Consider the following 25,820-nt stretch of genomic DNA (forward strand, 5'->3'; position numbering starts at 1 on the left):
ATCGTTTGACATACATTGAGCCCTTCTTACTCGTCAGCACAATCGTCGAGACTGTAACGAAACAGCGGAAAAGATTCCCTGTAAACGAACCACCCGGCCAAAAAGAGCGTCCAACGTGGCAAAATCTTGATAGGCGCGCATTGGATCGTCAGATGAGAACACGGAAACGGCGCTTGTCAGGCTGAGACGCTTGGTCTGGATAGCGGCAGCTGCCAGGACGATAGCAGGTGCGGAACTGGTGTAATCCGCCCGGTGATGCTCCGACGCCGTACACATCCGGGCCGACTTCGTAGGCCAGCACAATTCTTTCAACCGCATGGCGCAAACGTTCACCATGACTGATGACCTTTCCTGTCCGCGGATCGGGTGTCGTCTCTAAAAATGTGCTGATCCCTATTTCCATACAGGAATGTTTTGTCAAGTTTTTCGCTTGTTTCTTAAGCAGACATTGAGTTTTCCTGCTTCTTACACACAGTTTACTGATTTCCTGTCCTCGATGAAAGTAAAACCTTAAAGTCAGTGAATCCATGAGTTCCTTTTGGCTCTCCTTGGTCATGTCGATTTATGCCTATCCTGATCTGATTGATAACAATCTTCCTGACTGGTGTCAGGATCATGCACTGTTTTCTTGGTTATCCGAATTCAAGCAGTCCAGACATTATGCAAAGTAAATGAAGCGACTTAAGGTCATTCGCCTAATTGCCTGTTTTCAGGCAAACTATTCAATGATCGCTCAATATGTTTAATCTTAAATCCCTTGCGCATATTAGAGGTACAAGTGGTTACAGTTTGAAGCGGAGGGATTCTGTTTGGTTGATAAGAAGAAGCGATTTACGTTCAAAAAGAGATCAAAACGAAAGTTAAAGGAGGACGACATTACGGTTATAGATCTGGAAAAAGCAAAACGAGCTGTGGTGACAACAGGGATTGGCAATGCGATGGAATGGTTTGATTTTGGAATTTATTCGTATCTTGCGCCAACGATTGGTAAGGTTTTTTTTCCGGATTTAACTGGAACGATGCAGTTAGTGTATTCGTTTGCTACTTTTGCTGTCGCATTTCTAGTTCGCCCCATCGGGGGTGTGTTTTTTGGTATGTTGGGTGACCGGATCGGACGCAAAAAGGTTTTAGCCATTACGTTAATCATGATGGCACTTGCCACGTTAAGTATTGGATTGATTCCCAGTTATGCATCGATTGGGGGAACCGCAACCGTTTTATTGCTTGTTGCCCGATTGTTCCAAGGATTTTCGACAGGTGGCGAATATGCTGGCGCAATGACGTTTATCGCGGAATCGACCCCCGACAAAAGGCGGGGAGTCATGTCGAGCGGACTAGAAGTGGGGACATTAGTTGGCTATATCGCCGCAGCCAGTCTTGTGACGCTTCTTACTTATACTTTAGGCCCCGATAACATGGTGGAGTGGGGATGGCGGATTCCGTTCATTGGAGCGGCTCCAGTTGGTTTTATCGGATTTTATTTGCGTCGTCGCTTAGGGGAAACACCGGCGTTTGAAGCTATGAAAAGTCAAGATCAGGATGTAGATGAAGCTTCTGTAACAGACATTTTGTTGTATCACAGAAAGCCGTTACTTATTGGCATGATCCTTGTGTTCTTTTATAATGTCGTCAACTACACGATCTTGTCGTACATGCCCTCGCATCTAACAGCAGTGCTCGGTTACGGGGAAACAGGAGGGCTCCTGTTAATCGTGATTGTCATGGTCATTATGATTCCCATTGTTTTGACAATGGGGTATTTTAGCGATCGTATAGGTGCGAAACGCATTATCCAAGGCGGTTTAATCGGATTGATTTTATTTTCGATTCCGGCGTTTTTGCTTATCAAAAGCGGGAACACGTGGCTTGTGTTTTTGGGATTAATGATTGTCGCCATTTTCTCAGCATCTTTTCAAGGAACAATGCCATCACTTTTACCGTCTATGTTTTTTACACATGTAAGAAATGGAGCATTAGCCATTACGTATAACGTATCGGCATCCGTGTTTGGCGGTACAACACCATTCGTTGTATCTTGGTTGATAAGTGTCATGGGGGACCGGATGGTGCCCGCTTATTACATGGTGTTTGCGTCAGTCATCGGCATATTCGTCGTATCTTATTTTGTCAAAGAAATATCCGGAAAGCCACTCAGGGGATCTCCTCCGGCAGTTTCCGGTGAAGACGAAATACAAGAAGTTTTAGATGAACATGAAGATTCGTTATGGTGGCAGGAGGAGAAAGAAGAGATTGAGAAGAAAAAAGAGGATTAGAACGTTAGAAGGACAACAGAAAAGACGAACATTTTTTAATAAAAAAATGTTGCCGTTCGTCTTTTAATGTGGTAAGCTTGTGAGTGTACAAGGTCGAGCAGAACCTCACATCACCTGTCATATATTCTCAGAAATAAGGTCTGAGAGTTTCTACAGGGAGACCGTAAATCTCCCAACTATGGCGGGAAACACAGATTGGCTGAAGCCTTAAACGTTCGGGCTTAAAGCTTTCATCTGGTCAGTCTCGCGCGCGGAGATTGGCCGGATTTTTTGTTTCATCCGACGAACCCTACGACAAACGATCTAAGAGGAGATGCACATGGACGTATTCAAGGACATACTGGCTGCCCTCAGTGGCGTGCTGAACGGATTGCCGCAGGGCATTTTGGCGATGTCGTTCGGATTTGCGACTGTTCCGACGGCTTTGGCCTTCATCACCGGAGTCATCGGGAATACCGCCGTCGGTTCCGTGGCGCCGATATCATTCCAGGCCGAAACGATTACACTGGCGGGCACACTGGGAAAAAATATGCGCGAACGTCTGTCGATGGTCTTTTTCGGCGCCAGTATCATGCTGGTTATCGGGTTGTTTGGCCTTTTAGAGAAAATCATTGACTTTATCGGACCGGTCATTACGAGCGGCATGATGGCGGGAGTGGGCATTATGCTCACGAAAGTGTCCCTTGATATGGCGAATAAAAACAAGTGGGTCGGGTACAGTTCTATCGTCGTGGCGTTTATCACGTATATGGTGACCAAAGACTTAGTGTACGCCATCGCTCTCTCTGTTTTCATCTCTAGCGGCATTGCTTTTTTCCGAAGGCGGGATGTACAGTCTGTTGCTCCTCAGGGAGAGAAGTTCGCCTTACAAAAGTTTGTCATCAACCCAATGGTCATTCGCGGGGCGCTCGCCATGGTGACGTTGAACATCGGGGCGAACATCGCATTTGGACAAATTACAGGAGATATTGCCGGAATGGATGTCAATATTGATCACTTGACCGTCATTAGTAGTCTAGCGGACATGGCGTCGTCGATGTTCGGCGGAGCGCCGGTCGAAGCGATTATCTCCGCGACAGCGAGTGCCCCTCACCCTGTGTGGTCCGGCGTCTTGATGATGGCGGTCATCGCGGCGATATTGCTGGCAGGGTGGCTGCCGAAAATCGGGAAATACATTCCGAGCGAATCGATCTCTGGATTTTTGATCGTGTTGGGCGCTGTCGTGACCGTTCCAGGGAATGCTGCGGACGCTTTGCTCGGTGACGAATGGTCGGGCGGAATTGTCGGCGGTGTCACTATGACCGTGACAGCATTGACAGATCCTTTTATCGGGATGGTCGCGGGCATCCTCATGAAATACGTTGTCGCACTTGTCGGTGTGTAAGAGAGCAAAGGAACATGAGATCCGCAACACGTCAAGGAGGTTTTTTTAGTGGAAAGAGAGTACTATACATTGCACGTTGCGGGTGTGACACGAGAACTTCCGATTGTCCCGGTGAATGATCAGTTGCGTATCGCGAGTTTCGTCATTTTAGGTGATACCGAGCTGGTGTGTCGGGCAGCGGAGGAATTGGTGCAGAAACTCCCACCCGTCGATGTGTTGATCACCGCCGAAGCGAAGGGCATTCCACTCGTGTTTGAAGTGTCCAGATTGCTCGGCATGAAGCACTACGTCGTCGCGAGGAAAAGTGTGAAGCCGTATATGGAAAATCCGTTGATTCACGAAGTCGTCTCCATCACAACCCAGAAGAAACAGCTCCTCTGTCTGGACAGAAAAGATGCGCTGGCCATTCAACGCCGTCGTGTGGCCATCGTGGACGATGTCATCAGCACCGGCGAATCGGTCAAGGCTTTGGAGACACTTGTGAAAAAGGCAGGGGGAGACGTCGTCACCAAGGCGTCCATCCTGGCAGAAGGGGATGCCATCCAGAGGGACGATATTGTGTATTTGGCACCGCTGCCCCTCTTTCCGGTAAAAAAAGAGTAGTGTATCGTCATTTCGTCGAGCAGCATTCTGGCTCATCCCTTCCGAAAGTTTAAAACCAACGGCTCTGGGATCGTCGACCGTATACATGAGGTTGACGACTAGACCGTCCTCATAGAAGACGTAGGCAAAATGGATATTGTTGACCAGAAAACGAGACGTTTCTAATGGTTTTGCCGATAACACAATATCGCGTTCCTCTTTCAAAATTCGGCTCACATAATTGAGCGTTTCCTGACTTTCACTAGCTGGTGTAACTGTAAATTTATGTTTGGATTTGTTTCTGCTGATTATCATAAGCCGTTCACAGCGGAAGATTTTAAATGCAGAAGCGGAAGTGATCGTTAACGAAGTCATCGAAAAAGCGACCGTTAGCCAATGGAAGTTTGACGACTTCATGTCATCGTCGAAAGATGCCGTGCACTATCTATTGCGAATATAAAAAAAAGCTGGCGATTACCAGCTTTAAAATTCGACCACCGTCTCTCCCTTGACCTCTGACCAGGTTATCTCATCAAAAACGGTATAGCTTTTGGGCTTGATGTAAGGTTTCCCAGTAGTCATCTATCCCAGTAAGGTCTTGTTCAAATGCTGTTCCAGACGATTCCAAGTTTCCGTGATACCTTCTAACATGCCCATGTCCAAAACCGTCTTAAGAGCATCCGCAGACACATATTCAATTCGGTTCACGAGCTTCGTCTTGCCATTCAGATCGATGAATTCCAACGTGACCTCGGAGGCTGGCATATTTTCGTCGATATTGCCTTCGGCATCCGAGAAATAATCGGTGTAAAGGATCTTCTCCGGCTCAACAATTTCTTTGTAAACGACTTTACCCCAAGATTCCATACCGTAAGATTCACCTTGATTTTGGTCCATGCACTTCATGCAGAAGTGCCATATTCCGCCAGGTTGGAAATCAATGCGGCACACTGGGAGTTCCCAACCGCTGGGGCCCCACCAATGTTTGAGATGCTCAGGGTCTTTAAACATGTTGAACACGAGTTCGCGCGGTGCATCAAAAATACGCTCCAGTATCAGAACCTTATCGTTCTCCACTCTTGAGCTTATTTCGTTATTTGACATGTAAGCTCCTCCATTCGATCACAGTTGCCTGTGGTGATATTGCGAGACGATTGAGATGTTCTGCTTCCAAATCAATTCAACGGTTTTTTTCCCTGTATGGCCTTGAGGTAATCGTCTAATCGATCCATACGCGCCTCCCACATTCGGCGGTACGAGTCGAGCCACCGATCCAACTCTTGGAAGGGTTCAGGTCTTAGCTTGTATATCCGACGATTAGCAATGGGGTGAACATCGACAAGACCGGCGTCGCTCAATACACGAAGGTGTTTTGAAGTCTGGGGCTGATTGAGCTTTAGCTTTTCCGCAATCTTCCCTACTGGAAGCGGTTCTTCGAGAAGAAGCTCGACGATAGCAAGGCGATTCGGTTCCGCCAACGCACTAAATGTTTGCACGTTCATCTTGAATCACTCCCCGCTATGTACCTTTTTTAACATCAAAAAGCACATGTAGCTACATCGTGAAGGTCACCTCCAGTTTCCCAAAATTACAATAATTCTGTCGTATCTAGTTGTCAACATGATTATTCCATATTAGGAATATTCTTGTCAAGTAATATTTAAGATTTTTTCGACTGGCTGACTAAAGAAGTCATTTTCAGAAGGTAGGCTCTAACGAACAAGCGAAAGGCAGTTGACACTGCGACCCCCAGAGATCCTGTCAGCCTTCCCGTTTTTCGCTCGATCGAAAGACTTGAAAAATATGGTGATTTTCGGCATTGTCGTAACCGTCGCGATTGTTTGTTTTGTCATTGTTAGAAGTTTGTTCATATAAACGTTGGGTAAAAAGGGGGGTATGAGGTTTGAGCATACTCCATTTAGAAAAACGCATCTGTGAAACGATTAAAGACTATCGCGACCGCTTTTTCATTGCCATAAGCACCGATGAAGGGACGATACAGTTAAACGCCGATCGACAGGTGAGGGCAGCCAGCGTTGTCAAAGTTCCGATCATGATCGAGGCTTTTCGGCAAGTGGAAGCAGGGAGTGTGGAGCTTGACCAACCAATTGATATTGACGAAGGGAGTAAAGTCGGCGGTTGCGGTGTGATCAAATATTTAACCCGTTCAAACAGGTTTACATTTAGGAATTTATTGGAACTCATGGTTATCGTATCGGACAATACAGCGGCGAATCTCGTACTGGACAAAGTCGGCGTGAATTCCGTGAACCAGCTTTTCGAACAGTTGGGGTGTCGCAACACTCAAATTGAGAGAAAGTTTATGGATGCTGAAGCGATTGAAGCCGGCCGCGATAACTACACGAGTGCGAGCGATATGGTAACCCTTTTAAAAATTATTGGGGAAACAAATGCGTTGATCACCCAGTCGAGCCGGTCTCAAATGTTAGAAATCCTCAGCCGCCAACAGTTCCGGCAAAAATTGCCGTGTTATAGCGATCCGGACTCAGGAGTTCGTTTCTACAATAAAACCGGTGAGATACCGGGCGTTGAGCATGACGTAGCCATTGTTCAAAGGGGAAAGGCTCGTATTTACGCTGCCGTGTTGACCCAAGGCTGGCAAAACAATGGTATGGCACAACGATACCTCGCTGAGATCGGGAAACATCTCATAGCTTACATGTCGTGACAAAGGGAGTATCCGAAAATGAAGATTCATATCGCACTGTTCGGCTTGGAGCAATCTGTGAATCGGATGATCCAGTTTGCCGAAGGAAAAGGAGATATCGAAATTGTCCCTTTTGTATACCGTCAAGCGGAAGAAGCTAAAGAACTGCTTTCACAAGCTTATATGTGTGATGTGTTTCTGTTTACCGGACCACTCCCGTATTTGTACGCAAAAGAGGAAATAGAAAAAAAACGTTTGCCGGCCGTACACGTGTCTTTTGATGAGTTTATGGTATCGACTGCGCTGTTCCGACTAAAGAACGAAGATGGTCGGGACTTAGACAGGATGTCCATCGACATTATGGACGAAGACACGATAAGGGCAGTTTTGACCGAACTCGAAATAAGCGATCGAGACATCTACACGTACGGTTACGGACAAGAAAAGGCGTTTGATGTTAACCGTTTGATTGAATTTCACCTGACCAAGTGGAAAGAGAAAAAAATCGATTTTGTCTTTACTTCGATTGGCGAATGGAAAATATCACTTTATGCAGCAAAGACGAGAAGACACGCGGTCCTCGAGGTCATCACGGAAGACGGTGTCCGGGGCTTCGGAGAAGCGTCTCCGTCGCCGGCTTTCATGGGAGAGACAGCCGATACAGTGAAGCTTGTGACGGATCTGTATTTGGCCCCGGCAGTGGTCGGTTTGCCAGTCAGTGCGTTAAGCTTGATTCACGAGCGGATGAATCAGGCGATTTACGGCAACAGTGCAGCGAAGTCTGCTCTAGATATTGCTGTTCACGATGCATGGGGGAAAACGGTGAAACAGCCGGTTTACGAATTAGTGGGTGGTCTGTATCGCAAAAAGGTGCCGCTGACATACGTGGTGGGCATGAAAAACACCAAGAACGCCTACGATGAAGCGATGAAGCGCATCGATGAAGGGTTCAATGTGATCAAAATCAAAGTGGGGCAAGATCCGAAGAGAGATGTCGAACTAGTCAACTTAATTCGCAAGGCTGTCGACGACTCCGGGAAAGACGTTAAGATCCGTCTGGATGCTAACCAAGGTTACGATGTACCAACGGCCATACGGGTGATCAGAGAGTTGGAAGAGGACGGGGAATTGGAATCAGTCGAACAGCCAGTCAGAAAGTGGAATGTGTTCGGATTAAAAGAGATTTGCGAGAAAGTGAAAACTCCTTTGATGATTGATGAGACAGTCTTCGGACTAGAAGATGTGACAAATGCCATCAAGATTGGGATTGCAGACATTATCAACCCTGAATTATTCATATAGCTGAACTTAAAATATCAAAAAGCGCGTCATACCAGGCCATTAAAAGCATTCCACCTTTTCACCCAATGGGTGAAAAATAGAAATGGAGCCCAACCTTTGGTATTGTAAAAGTGACCAAAACCAATACAAACCAAGGAGGCTCCCTTATGCATAGTGTAAACGAGCAGACCATGCATTTCAACAAAAGTGTGAAAGTCAATTTTGAAGGTGGAAAACCTGACCTCAGATGCCGGTTGGTTACTGTATAAAGAATTTGATGAAAAAATCGGGCTCAGTCAAGCGATCACGGATCACCTCAATGTGAATGATCCAAACCGTCATCACATCCATTTTAACGATGACGTCATCATCCAAAAGATCTATCAGCACATTGCCGGGTATCATGCGGATGATCATGCCGATGAATTACGTCATGAACCTGTGTTGACCACCATTTTGGGTAAAGAAGTCCTGGCTTCTCAACCGACCATTTCCCGGCTAAATCAGAAATTGGATAAGGAAACGATGAAGCAGTTGCAATCGGTCAATTCACTGATGCAAAAACGAGTCGATATCATCCAACCCAAGGAAAACATCATGATGGATCTGGACTCGACCAACTTGGCCACCTATGGTGAACAGCATGGATCCGCCTTTAACACGCATTATCAAGCCCAGGGTTACCATCCCCTGATGATGTTTGATGGACTGACTGGAGATTGTCTCAAAGCAGAACTGCGCGCTGGTCATGTGTACACATCCCGGCAAGTCGTCCGCTTTGTCGGCCCTGAAATCAAGCGATATCGGAAGCAAAGTCCATGGGCAACGCTATGCATACGCGGGGACAGCGGTTTTGCCATCCCGGCTCTCTATCAATTGGCGGAAACACATGATGTCCACTATGTGATCCGCTTAAAAGCAAACAACGTGTTGAAACAAAAAGCACAGCCATTTGAAGATGAACTCTGGAAACAGTTTGATCTGAACACGACAGAAGCCAAGGTGTTTTACACATCATTTGACTACCAGGCACGTGCTTGGGATAAGCCGCGTCGTGTGGTGGTCAAGATGGAGAAACCGGAAGGTGAGCTTTTCTTCACCTACACCTTCATCGTGACCAACATGGGGCTCTCACCCAAAAACATCGTCAAGCTTTATGCGAACCGTGGCACGATGGAAAACTTTATCAAAGAAGCCAAGAACGGCTTTGCTTTCGATCAGATGAGCAGTCCATCGTTTTACAGCAACGCCACAAAGCTGCAACTCATGGTGCTCGCCTATAACTTCAACAACTGGTTTCGTCGACTGTGTCTACCCAGAACGATGAACAAAAATCGTATCGACAACATCCGTTTGAAGTTGCTTAAGATCGCGGGAAAGCTGGTTCGTTCAGGCAGATATCTGACATTTAAACTGTGCAGCAGTTGTCTGTATCAAAAGGCTTATTGGCAGACTTTACGAACCATCCATCACCTCCCACGGTTTGGTTGAATGAGATGATATTAGAAAAGTCAATCTCATAGCATTCACATTGACCACAGGATCAGTGTGCCCTTTTACAGCCGATTTTGAAAGCTAGCGTATGACTTCCTGCTGTTTTTCCAGTAGATTAGGTAATATATTTGAGAAAACATCTAGGGAAACCAAAAACTTACAAAAATCAGGCTTGAAACTGGTTTTTAAAACATTTGAGACGCGGTTATGAATAATTCAGGATATTGTAAGCTGTGAAAGGGTCAAAGAAAATCAAGATTGTTAAATCGTTTTAGAGTAAAAAGGGGGATGACCCCCCCATTTTTTATTAACCATTTCCATTTCCAATCAAACATTAGCTATAAAATCTAATACAACTCAATCACTTCCTTTGACCGTTTGAAGTCCGCTTCCGAAACATTTAATATAAAACTTCCGACGACGCAGATGAGGACGTTCAGCAATAACCCCCACGTCCCGCTGTGTATCCCGAAAGGGCTGACGCCGACGATAGCCATCGTCGATGCAGTCAGAGCGCCGGCAAGCATCCCGGCAAAAACCGCCGCTCTGTGCAAGCGTGGCCAATAAAGGCCGAGAATAAAGGCGGGTGCTATTTGAATCAGCAGTTCAAACTTCAATACGAAGATTTGGTAAAGGGTTCCGGGCGGGTTCCAGGCAATGATTAATAAAAGTCCTACAGCCACGATTCCGGCCAATTTTCCGACCAGAATTTTCTTCTTTTCGGGTGCATGTTTGTGAATGAATCTGCCGTACAGGTCTTTTGAAATAATCGAGGAAAAGGCAAGCAGTGCGGAGTCAGCGGTCGAAATGATGGCCGCAATAATACCGCCGAACAAAATGACCATTGCCCAATAAAAAATCACATGTTCACCTGCAATCGTACTGGCCATCATTCCGACTAATTGTTCCGAATCTGCTGTGTCCAGGTTCGGAAATGCACTAATGCCGATAATCCCCACCAAAAACACGAGGCCGGATGTGATAAACGGAACCCACGCCATTTGCATGAGCGATCTTTTTAGTGTCCGTTCACTCTTTGCCGAAAAAATTCTTTGAATCGCGTGAGGGTAGACTGCAGCACCTATTCCGACTAGTAATAAGAAACTAAACCAATTCATAATGCCGGCTCCGTCCGGGACCCCCAGCTTTTCCGGCGAATACGTTTCCATGTATGCAGCGGAAGAAGGAAGTCCTCCAAAATAGACAATGGATCCGATCAGCAAGATAAACACCCCGGCCAGGAGGGCGATTCCCTGCATCACGTCCGTATAAGCGACAGATCTCATGCCGCCCAGCCAGCTGTAGATGAGCATAATGACAATGAAAAACACGACGGCGACCTGATAAGGGATTGTTCCGCCTGTCAGTCCGGCGACACCGTGCCCGATGGCCACGAGCTGTTCTAATAAATAGTTGCCTAACCCGTAAATCATGAGGACGACCGCTAGAATGGTAACGGCTTTAGACCGAAAACGCTGTTCCAACCAGTCGGCAGGTGTCACGAATTTAAATTTTTTGCTCAATACGTACAATCTGGGGGCGAAAAGCAAGTACCCCGCAATAATGAGGATGAAAAATGTGATGGACTGAATCCACGCGTATCCTAACCGGTAAGCGTTCGGTGCATAGCCGATAATCGTATTCCCGCTGTATTGGGTGGCATAAAAGGTGAAAAACAGCACCATGATCCCAAGCCCCCGGCCGCCGAGGTAATATTCGTCAAGGCTTTGGTGGATACCTTTGTTTCGGAAGTATGTGAGAAACCCGATCCCGAGCATGATCAACCCGTAGATGGCCATGATGAGTATTCCCGACCACCCCGAGAACGTCAAGTTCATATTCTACTCATCCTCCTTCACGTGGGAGGCTTCTTCTTCCATGTGCCATTCGTACTTTAGAACGTAAGTTAAAAAAGCCGATAAAGCGATGGATACCGCTATAATAAAAAGGGCCCAGTAAGGGATGCCGAAAATTAAAGGCTGATACGAACCTTGGGGAAAGTACCACGGAACACTTAAAAGAAATATCAGGCCGAGTACCATCCATATTTTTACATTTTTGATCGGCTCTTTAATTGGTTTGTTCATTTAGATACCTCCTGTCTGTTCTGGATTAATAATTCGACGTCAAAACGCAATGGCCTTCTTTTGGGAGGTAAATTTTTCGCTTCTCTTTATAGACTAATTCTTGCTGGGCACTGTTCGTCAACGGCGATTTTTTTATATAATCAGAATAGAGATGCGGCGGTGAGAAAAAAGGAAGGAGTTGAAGCATCCGTGAAGTACCGAAAACTGGGAAGATCCGGGTTGAAGGTGAGTGAAATCAGTCTGGGGAGCTGGTTGACGTACGGAAAGTCAGTCGAGGACGACACAGCGGAACAGATCATACACAGGGCGTATGAGCTAGGCATTAACTTTTTTGATTCGGCAAACGTGTATGAGCGGGGTGAAGGCGAACGGGTCATGGCGGAAGCACTGAAAAGCTACCCCCGCGAATCATACGTGATCACGACAAAAGCGTACTTTCCGGTGGGAGAGGGACCGAACGACCGCGGGCTGTCGCGGAAGCACATTTTTGAGCAGGTACATAAGAGTCTGAAAAACATGAAACTGGACTATATCGACATTTTTTACTGCCATCGTTACGATCCGGATACTCCTGTCGAGGAAACGTTGCGCGCGATCGATGACCTGATCCGTCAGGGAAAAATTTTGTACGCTGGCGTAAGCGAGTGGACTGCAGCCCAACTGGAAGAGGCCGCTCGCGTAGCCGACAAGTTCTTGCTGGATCGCATTGTTGTTCATCAGCCGCAGTACAATCTGTTAAACCGGCGGATCGAAAAAGAAGTCATTCCGGTGAGTGAAAAGCTGGGCATTTCGCAAGTGGTCTTCTCTCCTTTGGCACAGGGTGTGTTAACCGGCAAATATGCCGGCGGAAAAATCCCGTCCGACAGCCGCGCCGCCAATAAGGAGATCAATGTATTCATGAAGAACGTGATCAGCGAAGACCATTTGAGCAAGGTCGACAAACTGCGTGTATTAGCCGAGGCAAACGGGCTCACTTTACCGGAGCTTGCACTGGCGTGGGTGTTGCGCCAGCCGAATGTGGCCAGTGCGCTCGTCGGCGCCAGCCGAGTGGAGCAGATTGAAGCCAATGTCCGAGCGGTCGATGTGGAACTCCGTGACGATATGTTGGAAAAGATTGACGAGATTCTTGGATGACATATGCCGCTTGGGGGAAAACATTTGCCGGCAGACTCGTGTCTGCGAGTGAACCGAGTCTCCCGGAGAGACGGCGGTAACCATGCCCCCCCTGTAACAGCAGGGGGCTTTATGTAGGAGGCATGGAGCTGTATGGGTGTCTCCCTTCTCCTCGTCGGTTTGTCTACTATAGCGGCCGTTGTGTTGACTGCGATGTACCAAAAGCATTTTCGCAGTTGGGATGAAGTCGTTAAAACGGAAGGTTATGTCGTCGAAACAGATCGAAAATGGGTGTCAACCACGTGTTGTACCAACCTGTCATAGAGTTTGAGACCGAGGATGGAACTTTGCATCGGTATACGTCGAGTATTGGGACGGTTCCTCCCAGGGGTTCGCGCGGGGACATATGTGACCTTACGGCTGCAGGAGGACTTTTTACTGTAATGGTTCAGAAAAACCGAGACTTTCGTTGTGTTTTAAATACTTTAACGATAAATTTAAAAATTGTTAATGATATTTTATAAAATTTACGTTATTTTAATAGTAAAATATATTAAACTATCATTTTGTAAGAGAAAGGAGTTAAGGTGTTGTGAGAAAACCGTGGAGCAAATGGCTAGCGTTGGTCGTTGTTTTGGCGTTTGTTTTTGGCAGTTTCATAAGTTCTGTTACAGACAGCTCTGTCATGGCCGAGCCACAAACGGCACGGTACAAAGGGATCAAAAACATTATCGTGTTGATCGGTGACGGCATGGGCCCGAGTTACATGACGGCTTATCGGTATTTTAAAGATGATCCGTCCACGCGTGTAATGGAAAGTACAGCGTTTGATCGACACCTCGTCGGAGCAGCGAAGACGTATTCGTGGGACGAGGAGGAGAATATAACGGACTCCGCGGCAGCCGCGACATCTATGGCAGCGGGCATTAAAACGTACAACGGCGCGATTTCCGTCGACATGGACAAACGGCCTGTCCAAACGGTTTTGGAGCGGGCCAAGGAATTGGGGAAATCGACCGGGTTAGTGTCGACCTCACAGATTACACATGCGACTCCAGCCGCTTTTGGAGCTCACGATGAAAGCCGGAATAACTACGATGCGATTGCAGACGATTTTTACGATGAACGAATCAGAGGGAAACACAAGATCGATGTCATGCTTGGGGGAGGAACGGACTATTTCATCAGGGACGACCGCAATCTGGTGAAACTCTTTAAGCGTGACGGTTACAGTTATGTGACGAATCGAAAGGAAATGTTCAGAACCCGGAATGATCAAGTGTTGGGACTGTTTGCCGAGGTCGGCTTGCCGAAAGCGATCGATCGGCCCGATGACGTGCCCTCTTTGGAAGAAATGACGAATTTTGCCATTGAGAGACTGAGTAAAAACCGAAAAGGGTTTTTCCTCATGGTTGAAGGGAGCCAAATCGACTGGGCAGGACACGATAACGACATCGTCGCCGCCATGAGCGAAATGCAAGATTTCGAAGAGGCGTTTCAAGCAGCGATTGATTTTGCCAAGAAAGATGGACGCACCCTCGTCGTGGCGACAGCCGATCATTCGACCGGCGGCTTGTCCATCGGACGGGACGGTGAATATAAGTGGGATACAGCCCCGATAAAACAAGCAAAAAGGACACCTGAGTTTATGGCGGCGCAAATTGCGGACGGAGCTGATGTAGAACGGACACTCGACGAGTACATCGCGTTTGGGCTGACGGATGATGAGATTCAGTCGGTAAAAGAGGCTGAGGAGACAGGAGATGAAAGCGAGATTCACCGGGCGATCGCGAACATTTTTGACGAGCGTTCCTTGACGGGATGGACGACTGGCGGACACACCGGTGAAGATGTGAACGTCTACGCTTACGGTCCGGGTAAAGAGATGTTCGCCGGCCTGATAGACAACACAGATATTGCGAACAACATTTTTAAAATCATGGGGAAACGCCACAGATAAATCGGGTGAATAACCGTTTGTCGGACGGGGCTGTCTGATAAGTCCTGAAAAAAGGCAAGTGGAAAGAAATTTTTGTTTCTTTCTCCACTTGCCTTTTTACTTTTCCTGTTTTTCTCCCAAAGTAGCTGGTGTATGCCTGCTACTTTCAGTATGTTATGGGCTAAAGCCACTAATCCCAATTCCATGTGGACTTTATTTCAATCCTCTCCCATTTTTGAATATGTACTCTAACTCCATTTTCAAATAATTTTTCTATTACCTCAATGGCGTCCTTTGCTGATCGCGCGAATCTATCGGGCTCTCAACTGCCTCACTTTTTCCTGGTAAGGGTTTACAGAGTTTTCCATGTCTTTTTTATCCTAAAAAAAACAATTACATTCCCGCTTTTTTTTTGCTTTTTACTGGAGGCATACAGGCGCTTGCCCCAACATAAATTGGATTAGGGTGCGCTATCAATGCGGGCACGTTACCGGATTTGAGCTCCCTTACGTATTGGGTGTTTTAGGTGTCGGGAGGGATGTGATCGTTCTGGAATGTGTCAACCGATTCGTGATTCCTGCGATTCGCCGTATGGAAGATATGGAGTATGCGCTTTCAACTTCAGAAAGAGTGGTGGTGTTGTTAGACACCTCCTTGACAGACGTGCGCAGCGTCGTGAGGTTGGCGCATGACCGTAGCAAAAAAATACTGGTACACGTTGATTTAATCCAAGGGTTAAGGCCAGACGAATACGGTATCCGCTATCTCGCCAAATACGTGAAACCGGACGGGATTATTTCGACGCGAAAAAGTGTGATTGTGTCTGCGAAAAAGCATAAACTTATCGCGATTCAGCGGTTGTTCATGCTCGACAGTCTCGCCATGGAAACCGGCATCCAAAATGCAAAGTCGACAAAACCGGATTACATTGAGCTTTTGCCGGGAGTCATTCCGAAAGCTGTAAGGGAGGTGAAGGAAGCAACCCGCCTTCCGGTCATCACCGGTGGGCTGATTAAATGCCAGGAGGAAGTAGAACAGGCGTTTTTGGCGGGAGCGGCAGGTGTCACGACGTCAAAAAAAGATTTGTGGTCACGACATAGGGGGAGAAAATCTTGATGGCATTTTGGGGAGAAGTAATAGGAACGATGCTTCTCGTTATTTTGGGGGACGGTGTCGTAGGTGGTGTTCTGCTTAACAAGTCGAAAGCACAAAACGGCGGTTGGATCGTCATTAGCGCCGGGTGGGGACTGGCTGTGGCGATGGCCGTTTACGCTGTGGGAAACTTGAGCGGTGCCCACATCAATCCAGCTGTCACGATTGGATTTGCTGCGGCAGGGCAGTTTCCATGGGCAGATGTACCGGCGTACATTTTGGCGCAGATGATCGGAGCGATCATCGGGGCTGTCATCGTTTGGTTACACTATTACCCTCATTGGGCGCAAACGGACGATCCTGCTTTGAAACGCGCAGTCTTTTGTACCGATCCGGCGATTCGCAGTCCGTTCAGCAACCTGTTGAGTGAAGTCATCGGGACATTTGTCCTCGTCTTCGGCCTGTTAGCAATTGGAACGAATGAGTTTACCCAAGGATTGAATCCTTTAATTGTCGGATTGCTCATTGTGAGTATCGGTCTTTCTCTGGGAGGTACGACGGGTTACGCGATAAACCCTGCCCGCGATCTGGGGCCTCGGATCGCCCACTTTGTCCTGCCAATTGCCGGGAAAGGAGATTCTAACTGGGGATACGCCTGGATTCCAGTGGCGGGTCCGGTCATTGGCGGGATTTTAGGTGCGCTGTTTGCTGCAGCCGTTTTTGCCCTGTAGAAGGGATCACATGTATCGAGGCGCAATAGAAAACCTCTCCTCGCCACATGGCAAGGAGAGGTTTTGAGTGTCAAAGATTTGCCATTAACCGTTTTAGAATGCGTTTGTAATCATCCCGGTCAATACCAGGTGCAAACTGTTCAGGCAACATTTCAAAGTCAGGGACGGGAGCTCCTTCTGGCATACCGTCAATGACTCTTAAAGGTTCGCCTGTCTCTGGGTTTTTTCCCTTCCAAATTTTGTTAATATCTTGATATTCCGGTTCATTCCACGTATACAAGACATTGTACAACCCTTGTTCCATAAATTTTCTGGCGTGATCAAATTTGTTATTGTCCGGTCTTGGAACTGGAAGCATTTTACCTATGTCTACTCCAGTAGCCACTTCAATCGCTTTCGCGTACGCAATGATATGGGTTCCTCCACGAACTAGAAGATACCCGATCATTTCCCGTGCAGTGGGATGGGTTGTCATTTCGTAGACGCGCATTTTGTGCAGGCGGGCGCCGATTTCCAACAAATAGTTGTGCAGTAAATCTTGAACGAGGGCACCGCTGTTGTTGACGTAATCTCCATTCCAAGGTTTTCCCATAGAATCTCCTGGGTAAGCTGTCTGAGCCGTAGTCGTGAAATAAATAGGATACCGTATATCTAATGCTTCTTGCAGTGGGGCAGCGTCTGGGTCGGCTGGTTGGGTGACCCCGTACGACAACAGATTGATCGTATTCGCCACCAATTCCACGTGCCCAAATTCCTCTGCGGTTATGCTCGCGATCAGATCATAAAAAGGTTTGAATTTCTTTTTAGCGCGAAAATTGAAGGACTGGAACATATAGTTGTTCAGCGTGGACATTTCTCCATATTTGCCACCCAGCAAATCTTGTACCGCAGAAGCTGCATTTAAATCCCCGTGTTCTGGTCTTGGAAGTTCAATGGCAATCCTGTTCACTCGTTTCATCATCAGGTACCTACCCCCCGGTATCTTGGGTTTTCATCTAATATGCATATGTGGGGGGAAGTTGTCTCATTCTTTTATAGGACCGAGGATAAGGAACAAACCAGATGATCTGTTGAGTTCTAATGAAAAACCAGTTTCCTCCCATTTCAACGACCAGATGATCAGGTGTGACGCTCCTTAAAATTCCTCTTACAGAACCGCGTGTCGTCTGGACTGTGATCGGTTGGTGAACACAAGGCATTAAAGACTGATACAAGTATGAATCGCCGGTGTGCCAATGGTTCATCGTTGTCACTGTTGTCACTCCTCTGCGTGTTTTGTCTAACTCATTATATGCAGCCCCATCGAAATTGGGGATTTGTCTACAGGTTCGCGCCTCGCGTTTGTTTAAAGCAGTACTTTTGTGGTACATCCTCGTACTACTGACCATTGTGCCTCCCAAAAAAAGTGATACCCGCGGTGACCAGCCGACGAAGTATCACTTTAAAGCATTCTTATTTTACAGGTATATCATTCTTCTTTGGAGACGTTCTAATTCAAGGCCGTTCCGTTGGGATCTGTTTTCCTCTCCTTGACCATTTCTTTCACATCGGCTAACAGTTGCTTTGCGTCAAATACTGTCTTTGATGGTGTACTTCACTCCGCCAATCGACGCGTCCGGTCTCGTGGTTTAGTTTTTCCGTACCTGTACCGTAAAAGGTCTTAAAGTTTTGTAGGGGATTTTCTTCGACAAGTACGAGAACCGCTAACATGCCTGGGCGAATGATCCCTTACCTCAACGGCACACCGTTTTCTTTTGGTAACAGTTCAGCTCCGTACATCGTTGCTGACTGGCTCACCTCCAAAGGGTGGAACCCGGCTTCCTGTAACAATTCCAGCTCACGAATATAGCCGAATCCGTACACTTTGTAAATAAAACCTGAGTCTGAAGAACCGGTCGTCACGCGTCCACCCCGATTATGAGCCACTAAAAATGAAGCAAAAGGCACGTTAGTAGATTTCGTGGTATCCGATGAACCCCAGTGACGGAAATTGCAAAAATAATGAATGCATCGCACCAGGCCGTTTCTAAAACGAAACTTAAAGCTTTGCACAAATTGCGGAAATACTTCCAAGACACCTGTCAGGAGGAAGCCATATGAATGAGTTGTCACAAATTATCTACTTGCTGGGAAATTTCGGTTTTCCTGTTGCCATCAGTGTCTATTTACTTTTCCGGTTTGAGAACGTTTTGAGGAGTTGGAATCGGCTATTGATGATCTGAGTGAAAGTGCTAAAACAAAACTACAACCTAGACCAAATCCCAGGATTTTGGGAGTTTGTTCATCGGGACAACATGTCGAATGAGACGGCCAATTGAAAAAGGAAAAGCGCTGGCTCTCTCCGGACGTGGGGAAAGCCAGCGCTTTTTCATATCAGCATTGACATTTTAAGCGGTCTCTCTCGGCAGCGGTCTTGTAGCTTTGTCGTACTCGTCTTGAATGGCGCGTGATGGTGCCTTATCTATTAAGCTGACGATTGTAATGGCCAACAAGCCCAAGACGAATCCGGGCACTAGCTCGTATAACCCCGTCCCGCTCAGGGCGGGGACATGCTTCCACAAAAGGACTGTCACCCCTCCCACTACAATGCCGGAAAGCGCCCCGTTTCTCGTCATGCGTTTCCAGAACAGCGACAACAAAACGACAGGACCGAACGCAGCGCCGAAGCCAGCCCAAGCGTACGATACGAGATCGAGCACCGATCCGCCGCTCATCGCTAAAATGACCGCGACGATCGCGACAGCCAGTACTGTTATGCGACTGACCCAGACGAGTTCGGCCTCGCTGGCGTTTTTACGGAAAAACGGACGGTAGAAGTCTTCAGCAATTGCACTGGAGCAGACGAGCAGTTGTGAATCGATCGTGCTCATAATCGCGGAAAAAATGGCAGCGAGCACAATGCCCGTGATCCAAGGATTGAACAACATCTGCGCAAGCGATATCAATACCGTCTCAGGATTATCCAGGGGAACGTCAAAGTAAGGAATGCCCAACAGACCGACGAAACCGGCACCTACAAGGGACAAAACGACCCAGATAACCCCTATAAAGCGTGCTTTCGGAATTTCGCTGGCTGAACGAATCCCCATAAACCGCACAAGGATATGCGGTTGGCCAAAGTAACCCAGTCCCCAGGCGACGAGTGAAACAGTGCCGATGACGCTGAACGAGACCGTTTGGCTGATCCACGATCCGCTCTCATCCAGATTGACGATTTTCGTCATATTTAACAAATCCGGATTCACTTGACTGACGGCAGTCATGGCTTCGCTCACGCCGCCTAACATGTTGATCAGGGCCACAGGGACAAAGATAAGTGATAAAAACATGAGCGATCCCTGGACAAAATCGGTCAAACTGACAGCGAGAAAGCCGCCGAGAAAGGTGTAACTGACAACGACGACGGCTCCGATGAATAGGGCAACGTTGTAATCGATATGGAATGTTTCCTGAAACAACACCGCACTGGCGACCATACCCGAAGCGGTATAAAAGAGGAAAAACACGAGAATCGTAAGGGCTGAGACGATGCGCAATGCTTTCGATTGGTCTTTAAACCGGTTATCCAGGTAATCGGGGATTGTAATCGATTGGTTCACTTCCGTGTAACGGCGCAGCCTTTTGGCAATGAACTGCCAATTTAAATACGTCCCGACCGCCAAACCGATGGCCATCCACATCCCGTTCACGCCAGTCGCATAGATTAATCCCGGCAACCCTAGCAGCAGCCAACCGCTCATGTCGGACGCCTGTGCACTCAGAGCGGTGACCCAACTGTTTAAACTGCGCCCACCTAAAAAGTAATCGGTCGTGGTGTTCGTCCTTCGATACATCCAAACGCCGATCGCAACCATTCCGAGCAGGTAAACAATAAACACGGTTATCGTTTCAACTCGCACACCACCTCACTCCTTTTCCGTGAAAAGTGTAATGAACGACAAAATGACGATGACGGCCAACGGTCCGAACAACCAAAACACGGTTGAAAGCGGCATAATCTTTCCCCCTCTGTTAAACGTTAAGACCACACATCTTTCCAATTATTTTATGAGATGAAAATTGGCAAAATACAAGTGTTATAACGTGTCGGCTTAAGTTTTGGCGGCTAAGGTGGGGATGAACATGAGAAAGTATCTGGAAGGGCACTGGGACTTACTGCGTGGGGAGCCGCCTCGTCATCAAGTGTGATTCGACAGTTGAACAAGGTGATCAATCGTCTGTCTTCCTCATCGCATAAAAGATGTGTCAAAATGCATTTTGCCCTCCACTAGGGATCAAACAAGCGAAGCGCGTTAGGGATCCGGCGACAAAATGAAGGTTTTCTGATCCTTTTGCCTGTAAGGTCGTCGAGTAAAACGTGACACATACAAAATGGAGGGACAGAGATGACATACTTCACAATAATGCAGGGAGTGTGAAACGGTATGTCATCTTTAATACGTTTGCTTCTTCAATAGCCTTCTACGATAGTGTCCAGCCGACCTGTTTCCGGATCAATTATGAGGCCGTGCACTGGAATGTCTGGCAGCATGAGCGGATGGTTCCTGATCAAGTCGACACTCTGTTTGACACTTTCCTCAAGGCTGTCAAACCCGCTTAACCAGTCTTTTAAATGAAACCCACATCGTTCAATGGTGTCGATTGTGTCACGGGGAACCCCTCTCTCGATCATCGTCTGGATCGTTTTCTCTGGATGAATGCCAGCCATCCCGCAACCGTCATGGGCAATGACGCAAATTTCTTCTGCTTGCAACTCGTAAATGGCGACTAAAATGCTGCGCATCGCACTCCCAAACGGGTGTGTCACCGTTGCCCCTGCGGATTTGATGATCTTGGCATCGCCGTTTTTAAGGTTCATCGCCTTTAGCAGTAAATCGCTGAGCCGCGTGTCCATGCACGAGACGATCACTAATTTTTTGTCTGGAAACTTGGAGGTTTTATACGCTTCAAACTCTTTTTTTCGCACGAATTCCTTATTAAAGGCTAATATTTCGTGTAGTCGTTTCATAGGACAACCTCCGTCGTTAAGGTCGTATTTTTGTCATTTTAATTAAACAATTGACCGTTTGTAAACTATTTATTTTTAAACCAGACCGTTTTAGCGGACGGACATTGGCATCTAAGTCACGGAGGGTTTGACACGACCTGCAGCGTATGTTACCTAAAATAAAGAGATGTTAGCACTTGTTAGAATAGAGTGCTAATACCGGGTGACGTCTTACAATTTCATATTGAAAGGAGTGGTTTTTTCATGGAGAAGAAACAGTTTAAAGCTGAATCTAAGCGGCTGTTGGACATGATGATTCACTCGGTGTATTCCAACCGGGAAATTTTTTTGAGAGAGCTCATTTCCAATGCCAGTGACGCGATTGACAAAATTTATTATAAGGCGCTGACCGATGAGTCGCTCACGTTTGACAAAGACCGTTACTATATCAAAATCATTCCCAATAAGGAAAATCGGACGTTGACCGTACTCGATACCGGCATCGGCATGACGGAAGAAGAGCTGGAACACAACTTGGGCACGATTGCAAAGAGCGGTTCTTTAGCCTTCAAACAACAAAACGAAATGAAAGACGGGCACGACATTATCGGTCAGTTCGGGGTCGGGTTTTATTCCGCTTTTATGGTGGCTGATGAAGTGACGGTGCGCAGTAAAGCGTTGGGCAGTGGCAAAGCGTTTGAATGGGTGTCCCAAGGCGCGGACGGATACACGATCAAACCGTGTGATAAGACCGATGTTGGGACGGAGATCATTCTCAAGTTAAAAGAAAACACAGAAGACGAGAATTTTGACGACTATTTGGAGGAACACCGTCTCAAAGCTATCATCAAAAAATACTCAGACTTTATTCGGTACCCGATAAAAATGACGGTAACGGAGATGAAACCGAAAGAAGGCAGCGACAACGAGTTTGAAGAGGTCAAAGAAGAACAGGTCATCAACAGCATGGTTCCGATCTGGAGGAAAAACAAAAGTGAGCTGAAACAGGAAGATTACGAGAACTTTTACCGGGAAAAACGGTACGGTTTTGACAAGCCGTTAAAACACATCCATATCCAAGTGGATGGGACTATTCGGTACAACGCCATCTTGTTCATTCCGGAGACGATCCCCTTTGATTACTACACGAAAGAATACGAAAAAGGGTTGGAGCTGTACTCAAACGGGGTTCTGATCATGGAGAAATGCCCCGATCTTTTGCCCGACTATTTCAGCTTTGTCAAAGGGATGGTCGATTCCGAAGATTTGTCCCTTAACATTTCCAGGGAAATGCTGCAACAAGACAGGCAGCTAAAGGTCATCGCCAAGAATATAAAGAACAAAATCAAAAAAGAACTGGAGAACCTCTTAAAACATGACCGGGCAAAGTACGAGACATTTTATCGATCGTTTGGGCGGCAGTTGAAATTTGGCGTGTACAACGAGTTCGGCCAGGATAAAGACGTATTGCAAGACTTGCTCATGTTCTATTCTTCGAAAGAGAAGAAGTGGGTGACACTGGATGAGTACGTCTCCAGAATGCCGGAAGATCAACAATACATTTACTATGCGACAGGGGAAACGCATGAGCGCATCGACAAACTCCCGCAGACAGAGCTGATCGCGGAAAAAGGGTATGAAATCCTGTATTTCACCGAAGACGTCGACGAATTTGCCATTAAAATGCTCAAGTCATACAAAGACAAAGAATTCAAATCGGTGGCGAGCGGAGACTTAGGGATCGAAGAAGATGACAACGAGACGGCAGAGACAGAAGCGAAGGAAAACAAAGCCCTCTTTGATTACATGAAAGAGGTCTTGTCCGGCAAAGTGAAGGACGTTCGGGCTTCCAAGCGGCTAAAGACACACCCGGTGTGTTTTTCCACTGAAGGCGAAGTGTCCATCGAGATGGAAAAAGTGCTGAATGCCATGCCCAACGCTGACCAACAGCAGATCAAAGCGGACAAAATCTTGGAGTTGAACGTCCACCACGACGTTTTCCGATCATTAAAGGCGACATTTGCGCAAGATAAAGAGAAGGCGAAGCTCTATACGAATATCTTGTACAATCAAGCTGTGCTCATCGAAGGCTTGTCTGTCGAAGATCCGGTCGCTTTCACGAACGACATTTGTCAGCTCATGGTCCAGACCTAAAGATCATCTCCACCTGGGTTCGGAATAGCAACCTTGAAAGGCTCGTTACTTCATCGCGAGCCTTTCAAGAACAAATACTCAGATCGGATATAGCAGGAGATCCTCGTCGATGAAGTGGAGAAAAATGACATTGTCATCCGTTACAATAAACGGCTAATAAAGGTTAAAGAAGTATACGCAGGTGTAACGGCAATTTTCGAGGATGAAACGGAAGCTCGTTTTGAAGAAGACCGAAAAGGCCGGGCAGAGAAAAACATCTTGATGATGGCTTCTTCCAGACAACCGTATCGACGTTTAGGGAGCAAGGAGTTGGGTATATCTTCCATTTTCCCGTATCTGGTGTGTAATGAACGTTGGTAGTAGCCGTTATTACTGTTTGGCAGTTCGGGCTCTCCACTTTCACCATTATAATGTTAATAGCGAAAGATTAAGCCCCCTCCATCATATCTCGCTTACTGTAACCAACATATCCGATTCCCATTAAAATAATGCTGATCACGGTTAAGGAAATGAACGTTAAAGATTCAAACTCTTCAACAGGCATTTGCGGAATCCAACTTAGAATCGCTATATTCACAACCCATTCTGGAATGTCTAACATCGCTCCGAAGTAGTTGACTGAAAAAGAGTAGCCTAGATAAACATAAATCACTTTACCTAATTTCGGTATCCAGCCAAGGGTTAAAGCTGCCAAACCAGTAACAAAGAGTACCGATGGTAAGTAATTGAAACCAGCAGCAAGAAAATCATTGAAAACCATTGTCGAATGTTCCCCCATTGCAGCAATGGCTGTCCCGCCAAGACTGCCTGCGGCCAGTAAAATTCCTACTGAACTTGCTAAAATCGCCAGTCCAATACAAGTCCAATAAAGTTCGCTACGAGTCACCTTTGTTGAAAAAAGCTGACTGAAGCGCAAACGACTTTCTTCAGCAAAAAGTTTATTGACAATTAGGATTGGTAAAATTGAAACTAAAACGATCATGACTATCATAATAGTACCCGTAAATGATTCTTCAATAGAAATCCCCGAATGAGAAAACATTTGTTGCATAAGGTCGTTGCTTTCGATAAAAATTTGCATATCACCATATATCGCACCGTAGGAAGCGCCCATGAAAATAAAGGCTATCATCCACCCAATAATGACCCTTTATTTATCTTGAAAAGTAATCCGCGGACAGATAACAATGATCTCTTTGCATATTCTCTTCCCTCTCGCTCCGGAAGGTAGCCTGACCCCATATCTCGAAATCCCTCGAGTGTAAAAGCAATGATCACAACAACTACCAAGAAGAGCAAAATAAACGGAGTCCAGTTGTTGTCAGTGAAAGGAAACGTTAAATAGGTCCAACCGAGTGGATTGAACATCGACAAATCTACATGAGAAATATCCGTTCCGGCACGCATGATATAAAGTAATCCTATAAAACCAAGCGTTGAACCAGTTGCACTGGAAGAGGTTGGCATCACTTGCGCAAGAACCAGTGCAATTCCAGCTCCGATTATTCCTGAAAAACCAATTGAAGCTCCAAACAAAAGGGAACCTTCCGTAGTAATGGTTTCTGCGCCGAAACTGATTAATACTCCGCTAATAAATAGTGCCAGGAAGACATTAATTAGGATTGTTTCAGTCATTGTGGCAAGGGAGTTCGCTTGACGCCCTATTTGAAAAGAACGTACGAGTTCAGTTAGACCAAGATTCTCTTCTTTACGCGTATGGCTTATGACATGGAGAACAGAGATTACCATGGCGATTAAACTACAGAACAGTAACATTTCGTGTGCATACATGGCGCCTAACGTGTACTCCGTTGCGGTCTCGATTGGTGTAGGACCGACTATCGCGATCATGGCAGGGTTTTTTAATGTTTCAAACATTCCCACTAAACCCTGACCTTCTGCTAATTCTTCAAAGGCAGGTACGAATCCTCCTGAAAATAAGCCAACACCTAAAATCCAGATGATGATTTTCTTCCAATCTCGTTTTAAATATTGGACAAAAAGGATTTCCCATCGGGAAAATTTTTCCTCCATC

26 protein-coding genes, 2 pseudogenes and 1 riboswitch are annotated in these 25,820 nt (G+C 46.6%); of the genes and pseudogenes, 15 read left to right on the top strand and 13 right to left on the bottom strand.

What is annotated here, in order from left to right; translation table 11 throughout:
- Positions 1–41: 41 nt before the first annotated feature.
- A pseudogene (locus B0W44_RS09470) lies at positions 42–403 on the bottom strand (LLM class flavin-dependent oxidoreductase); the annotation flags it as partial.
- A gap of 406 nt (positions 404–809) precedes the next feature.
- On the opposite strand from B0W44_RS09470, the gene B0W44_RS09475 reads away from it, so the two are divergent.
- The 3 genes from B0W44_RS09475 to B0W44_RS09485 all read left to right on the top strand — a co-directional run bounded on the left by B0W44_RS09475 (position 810) and on the right by B0W44_RS09485 (position 4,260).
- The gene (locus tag B0W44_RS09475) at positions 810–2,273 is read left to right on the top strand and encodes an MFS transporter (RefSeq protein WP_077719831.1); all 1,464 of its coding nucleotides are present in this window, start codon (positions 810–812) and stop codon (positions 2,271–2,273) included.
- A 97-nt stretch (positions 2,274–2,370) separates the two neighbouring features.
- A riboswitch (purine riboswitch) is annotated at positions 2,371–2,472 on the top strand.
- Between the two features lie 120 nt (positions 2,473–2,592).
- The gene (locus B0W44_RS09480; RefSeq protein ID WP_077719832.1) at positions 2,593–3,657 is read left to right on the top strand and encodes a solute carrier family 23 protein; all 1,065 of its coding nucleotides are present in this window, start codon (positions 2,593–2,595) and stop codon (positions 3,655–3,657) included.
- Positions 3,658–3,705: 48 nt separating this feature from the next.
- Positions 3,706–4,260 carry a type I phosphoribosyltransferase gene (locus B0W44_RS09485; protein ID WP_077719833.1) on the top strand — a complete coding sequence of 185 codons (555 nt, stop codon included), beginning with the start codon at positions 3,706–3,708 and terminating at the stop codon, positions 4,258–4,260.
- A gap of 33 nt (positions 4,261–4,293) precedes the next feature.
- Here the strand turns inward: B0W44_RS09485 and B0W44_RS09490 are convergent.
- Positions 4,294–4,539, bottom strand: a pseudogene (locus B0W44_RS09490) (phage tail protein); the annotation flags it as partial.
- Here B0W44_RS09490 and B0W44_RS18120 point away from each other — a divergent pair.
- A complete protein-coding gene (locus B0W44_RS18120; protein ID WP_169835513.1) occupies positions 4,535–4,699 on the top strand; it encodes a hypothetical protein in 165 nt (54 codons plus the stop codon). The pseudogene B0W44_RS09490 and the gene B0W44_RS18120 overlap by 5 nt on opposite strands.
- 122 nt (positions 4,700–4,821) lie before the next feature.
- Here the strand turns inward: B0W44_RS18120 and B0W44_RS09495 are convergent, their stop codons facing one another.
- Positions 4,822–5,343 carry an SRPBCC domain-containing protein gene (locus B0W44_RS09495; protein WP_077719834.1) on the bottom strand — a complete coding sequence of 174 codons (522 nt, stop codon included), beginning with the start codon at positions 5,341–5,343 and terminating at the stop codon, positions 4,822–4,824.
- Between the two features lie 71 nt (positions 5,344–5,414).
- Positions 5,415–5,741 (bottom strand): ArsR/SmtB family transcription factor, encoded by a 327-nt coding sequence (locus tag B0W44_RS09500; RefSeq protein WP_077719835.1) that lies wholly within the window; start codon positions 5,739–5,741, stop codon positions 5,415–5,417.
- Positions 5,742–6,142: 401 nt separating this feature from the next.
- Between B0W44_RS09500 and B0W44_RS09505 the strand changes: the two genes are divergently transcribed.
- From B0W44_RS09505 to B0W44_RS09515, 3 genes are all read left to right on the top strand, one after another.
- Positions 6,143–6,928: a serine hydrolase gene (locus B0W44_RS09505; RefSeq protein WP_077719836.1), complete on the top strand. Its 786-nt coding sequence runs from the start codon at positions 6,143–6,145 to the stop codon at positions 6,926–6,928.
- Between the two features lie 18 nt (positions 6,929–6,946).
- Positions 6,947–8,209 (top strand): mandelate racemase/muconate lactonizing enzyme family protein, encoded by a 1,263-nt coding sequence (locus B0W44_RS09510; RefSeq protein ID WP_077719837.1) that lies wholly within the window; start codon positions 6,947–6,949, stop codon positions 8,207–8,209.
- Between the two features lie 207 nt (positions 8,210–8,416).
- Positions 8,417–9,679 carry an IS1380 family transposase gene (locus B0W44_RS09515; protein ID WP_169835514.1) on the top strand — a complete coding sequence of 421 codons (1,263 nt, stop codon included), beginning with the start codon at positions 8,417–8,419 and terminating at the stop codon, positions 9,677–9,679.
- 350 nt (positions 9,680–10,029) lie between these two features.
- Here the strand turns inward: B0W44_RS09515 and B0W44_RS09520 are convergent, their stop codons facing one another.
- Together B0W44_RS09520 and B0W44_RS09525 are read right to left on the bottom strand one after the other, a co-directional pair.
- Entirely contained in the window at positions 10,030–11,520 is a 1,491-nt protein-coding gene (locus B0W44_RS09520) for a sodium:solute symporter family protein (RefSeq protein ID WP_077719839.1), read from the bottom strand.
- Positions 11,521–11,523: 3 nt separating this feature from the next.
- On the bottom strand, positions 11,524–11,769 hold the full coding sequence (locus B0W44_RS09525; RefSeq protein WP_077719840.1) for a hypothetical protein: 246 nt from the start codon (positions 11,767–11,769) through the stop codon (positions 11,524–11,526).
- Between the two features lie 189 nt (positions 11,770–11,958).
- Here B0W44_RS09525 and B0W44_RS09530 point away from each other — a divergent pair, with 189 nt between their 5' ends.
- From B0W44_RS09530 to B0W44_RS09545, 5 genes are all read left to right on the top strand, one after another.
- The gene (locus B0W44_RS09530; protein ID WP_077719841.1) at positions 11,959–12,903 is read left to right on the top strand and encodes an aldo/keto reductase family protein; all 945 of its coding nucleotides are present in this window, start codon (positions 11,959–11,961) and stop codon (positions 12,901–12,903) included.
- Positions 12,904–13,035: 132 nt separating this feature from the next.
- Positions 13,036–13,206, top strand: coding sequence for a hypothetical protein (locus B0W44_RS18125; RefSeq protein ID WP_169835515.1), 171 nt, complete (start codon positions 13,036–13,038; stop codon positions 13,204–13,206).
- Between the two features lie 268 nt (positions 13,207–13,474).
- A complete protein-coding gene (locus tag B0W44_RS09535; protein WP_418304043.1) occupies positions 13,475–14,842 on the top strand; it encodes an alkaline phosphatase in 1,368 nt (455 codons plus the stop codon).
- Positions 14,843–15,286: 444 nt separating this feature from the next.
- Complete coding sequence (locus tag B0W44_RS09540; RefSeq protein WP_228440920.1) at positions 15,287–15,937, top strand: glycerol-3-phosphate responsive antiterminator; 651 nt, start codon at positions 15,287–15,289, stop codon at positions 15,935–15,937.
- Entirely contained in the window at positions 15,934–16,644 is a 711-nt protein-coding gene (locus tag B0W44_RS09545; RefSeq protein ID WP_149026973.1) for an MIP/aquaporin family protein, read from the top strand. The genes B0W44_RS09540 and B0W44_RS09545 overlap by 4 nt, the downstream gene beginning before the upstream one ends.
- 70 nt (positions 16,645–16,714) lie before the next feature.
- On the opposite strand, the gene B0W44_RS09550 is transcribed toward B0W44_RS09545, so the two are convergent.
- The 3 genes from B0W44_RS09550 to B0W44_RS18350 form a co-directional block, all read right to left on the bottom strand.
- Positions 16,715–17,605, bottom strand: coding sequence for a manganese catalase family protein (locus B0W44_RS09550; protein WP_077719843.1), 891 nt, complete (start codon positions 17,603–17,605; stop codon positions 16,715–16,717).
- A gap of 34 nt (positions 17,606–17,639) precedes the next feature.
- Positions 17,640–18,032 (bottom strand): YuzF family protein, encoded by a 393-nt coding sequence (locus tag B0W44_RS19060; protein WP_335582603.1) that lies wholly within the window; start codon positions 18,030–18,032, stop codon positions 17,640–17,642.
- A 340-nt stretch (positions 18,033–18,372) separates the two neighbouring features.
- On the bottom strand, positions 18,373–18,570 hold the full coding sequence (locus B0W44_RS18350; RefSeq protein WP_179947346.1) for a hypothetical protein: 198 nt from the start codon (positions 18,568–18,570) through the stop codon (positions 18,373–18,375).
- 170 nt (positions 18,571–18,740) lie between these two features.
- On the opposite strand from B0W44_RS18350, the gene B0W44_RS09565 reads away from it, so the two are divergent.
- Positions 18,741–18,866 (top strand): YvrJ family protein, encoded by a 126-nt coding sequence (locus B0W44_RS09565; protein WP_077719844.1) that lies wholly within the window; start codon positions 18,741–18,743, stop codon positions 18,864–18,866.
- Between the two features lie 165 nt (positions 18,867–19,031).
- Here B0W44_RS09565 and putP read toward each other — a convergent pair whose 3' ends face one another.
- A complete protein-coding gene (putP, locus tag B0W44_RS09570) occupies positions 19,032–20,543 on the bottom strand; it encodes a sodium/proline symporter PutP (RefSeq protein WP_077719845.1) in 1,512 nt (503 codons plus the stop codon).
- Between the two features lie 551 nt (positions 20,544–21,094).
- A complete protein-coding gene (locus tag B0W44_RS09575; RefSeq protein ID WP_077719846.1) occupies positions 21,095–21,652 on the bottom strand; it encodes a beta-class carbonic anhydrase in 558 nt (185 codons plus the stop codon).
- Positions 21,653–21,895: 243 nt separating this feature from the next.
- On the opposite strand from B0W44_RS09575, the gene htpG reads away from it, so the two are divergent.
- Together htpG and B0W44_RS09585 are read left to right on the top strand one after the other, a co-directional pair.
- Positions 21,896–23,785 (top strand): molecular chaperone HtpG, encoded by a 1,890-nt coding sequence (gene htpG / locus B0W44_RS09580; protein ID WP_077719847.1) that lies wholly within the window; start codon positions 21,896–21,898, stop codon positions 23,783–23,785.
- A gap of 114 nt (positions 23,786–23,899) precedes the next feature.
- On the top strand, positions 23,900–24,145 hold the full coding sequence (locus tag B0W44_RS09585) for a hypothetical protein (protein ID WP_077719848.1): 246 nt from the start codon (positions 23,900–23,902) through the stop codon (positions 24,143–24,145).
- A gap of 67 nt (positions 24,146–24,212) precedes the next feature.
- On the opposite strand, the gene B0W44_RS18530 is transcribed toward B0W44_RS09585, so the two are convergent.
- Positions 24,213–24,917, bottom strand: coding sequence for a hypothetical protein (locus B0W44_RS18530; protein ID WP_228440925.1), 705 nt, complete (start codon positions 24,915–24,917; stop codon positions 24,213–24,215).
- Complete coding sequence (locus B0W44_RS18535) at positions 24,914–25,819, bottom strand: ABC transporter permease (RefSeq protein ID WP_228440928.1); 906 nt, start codon at positions 25,817–25,819, stop codon at positions 24,914–24,916. Before B0W44_RS18535 ends, B0W44_RS18530 begins: the two co-directional genes overlap by 4 nt.
- Position 25,820 lies beyond the last annotated feature (1 nt).

The organism is Novibacillus thermophilus, from assembly GCF_002005165.1.
GTDB classification, from domain to species: domain Bacteria; phylum Bacillota; class Bacilli; order Thermoactinomycetales; family Novibacillaceae; genus Novibacillus; species Novibacillus thermophilus.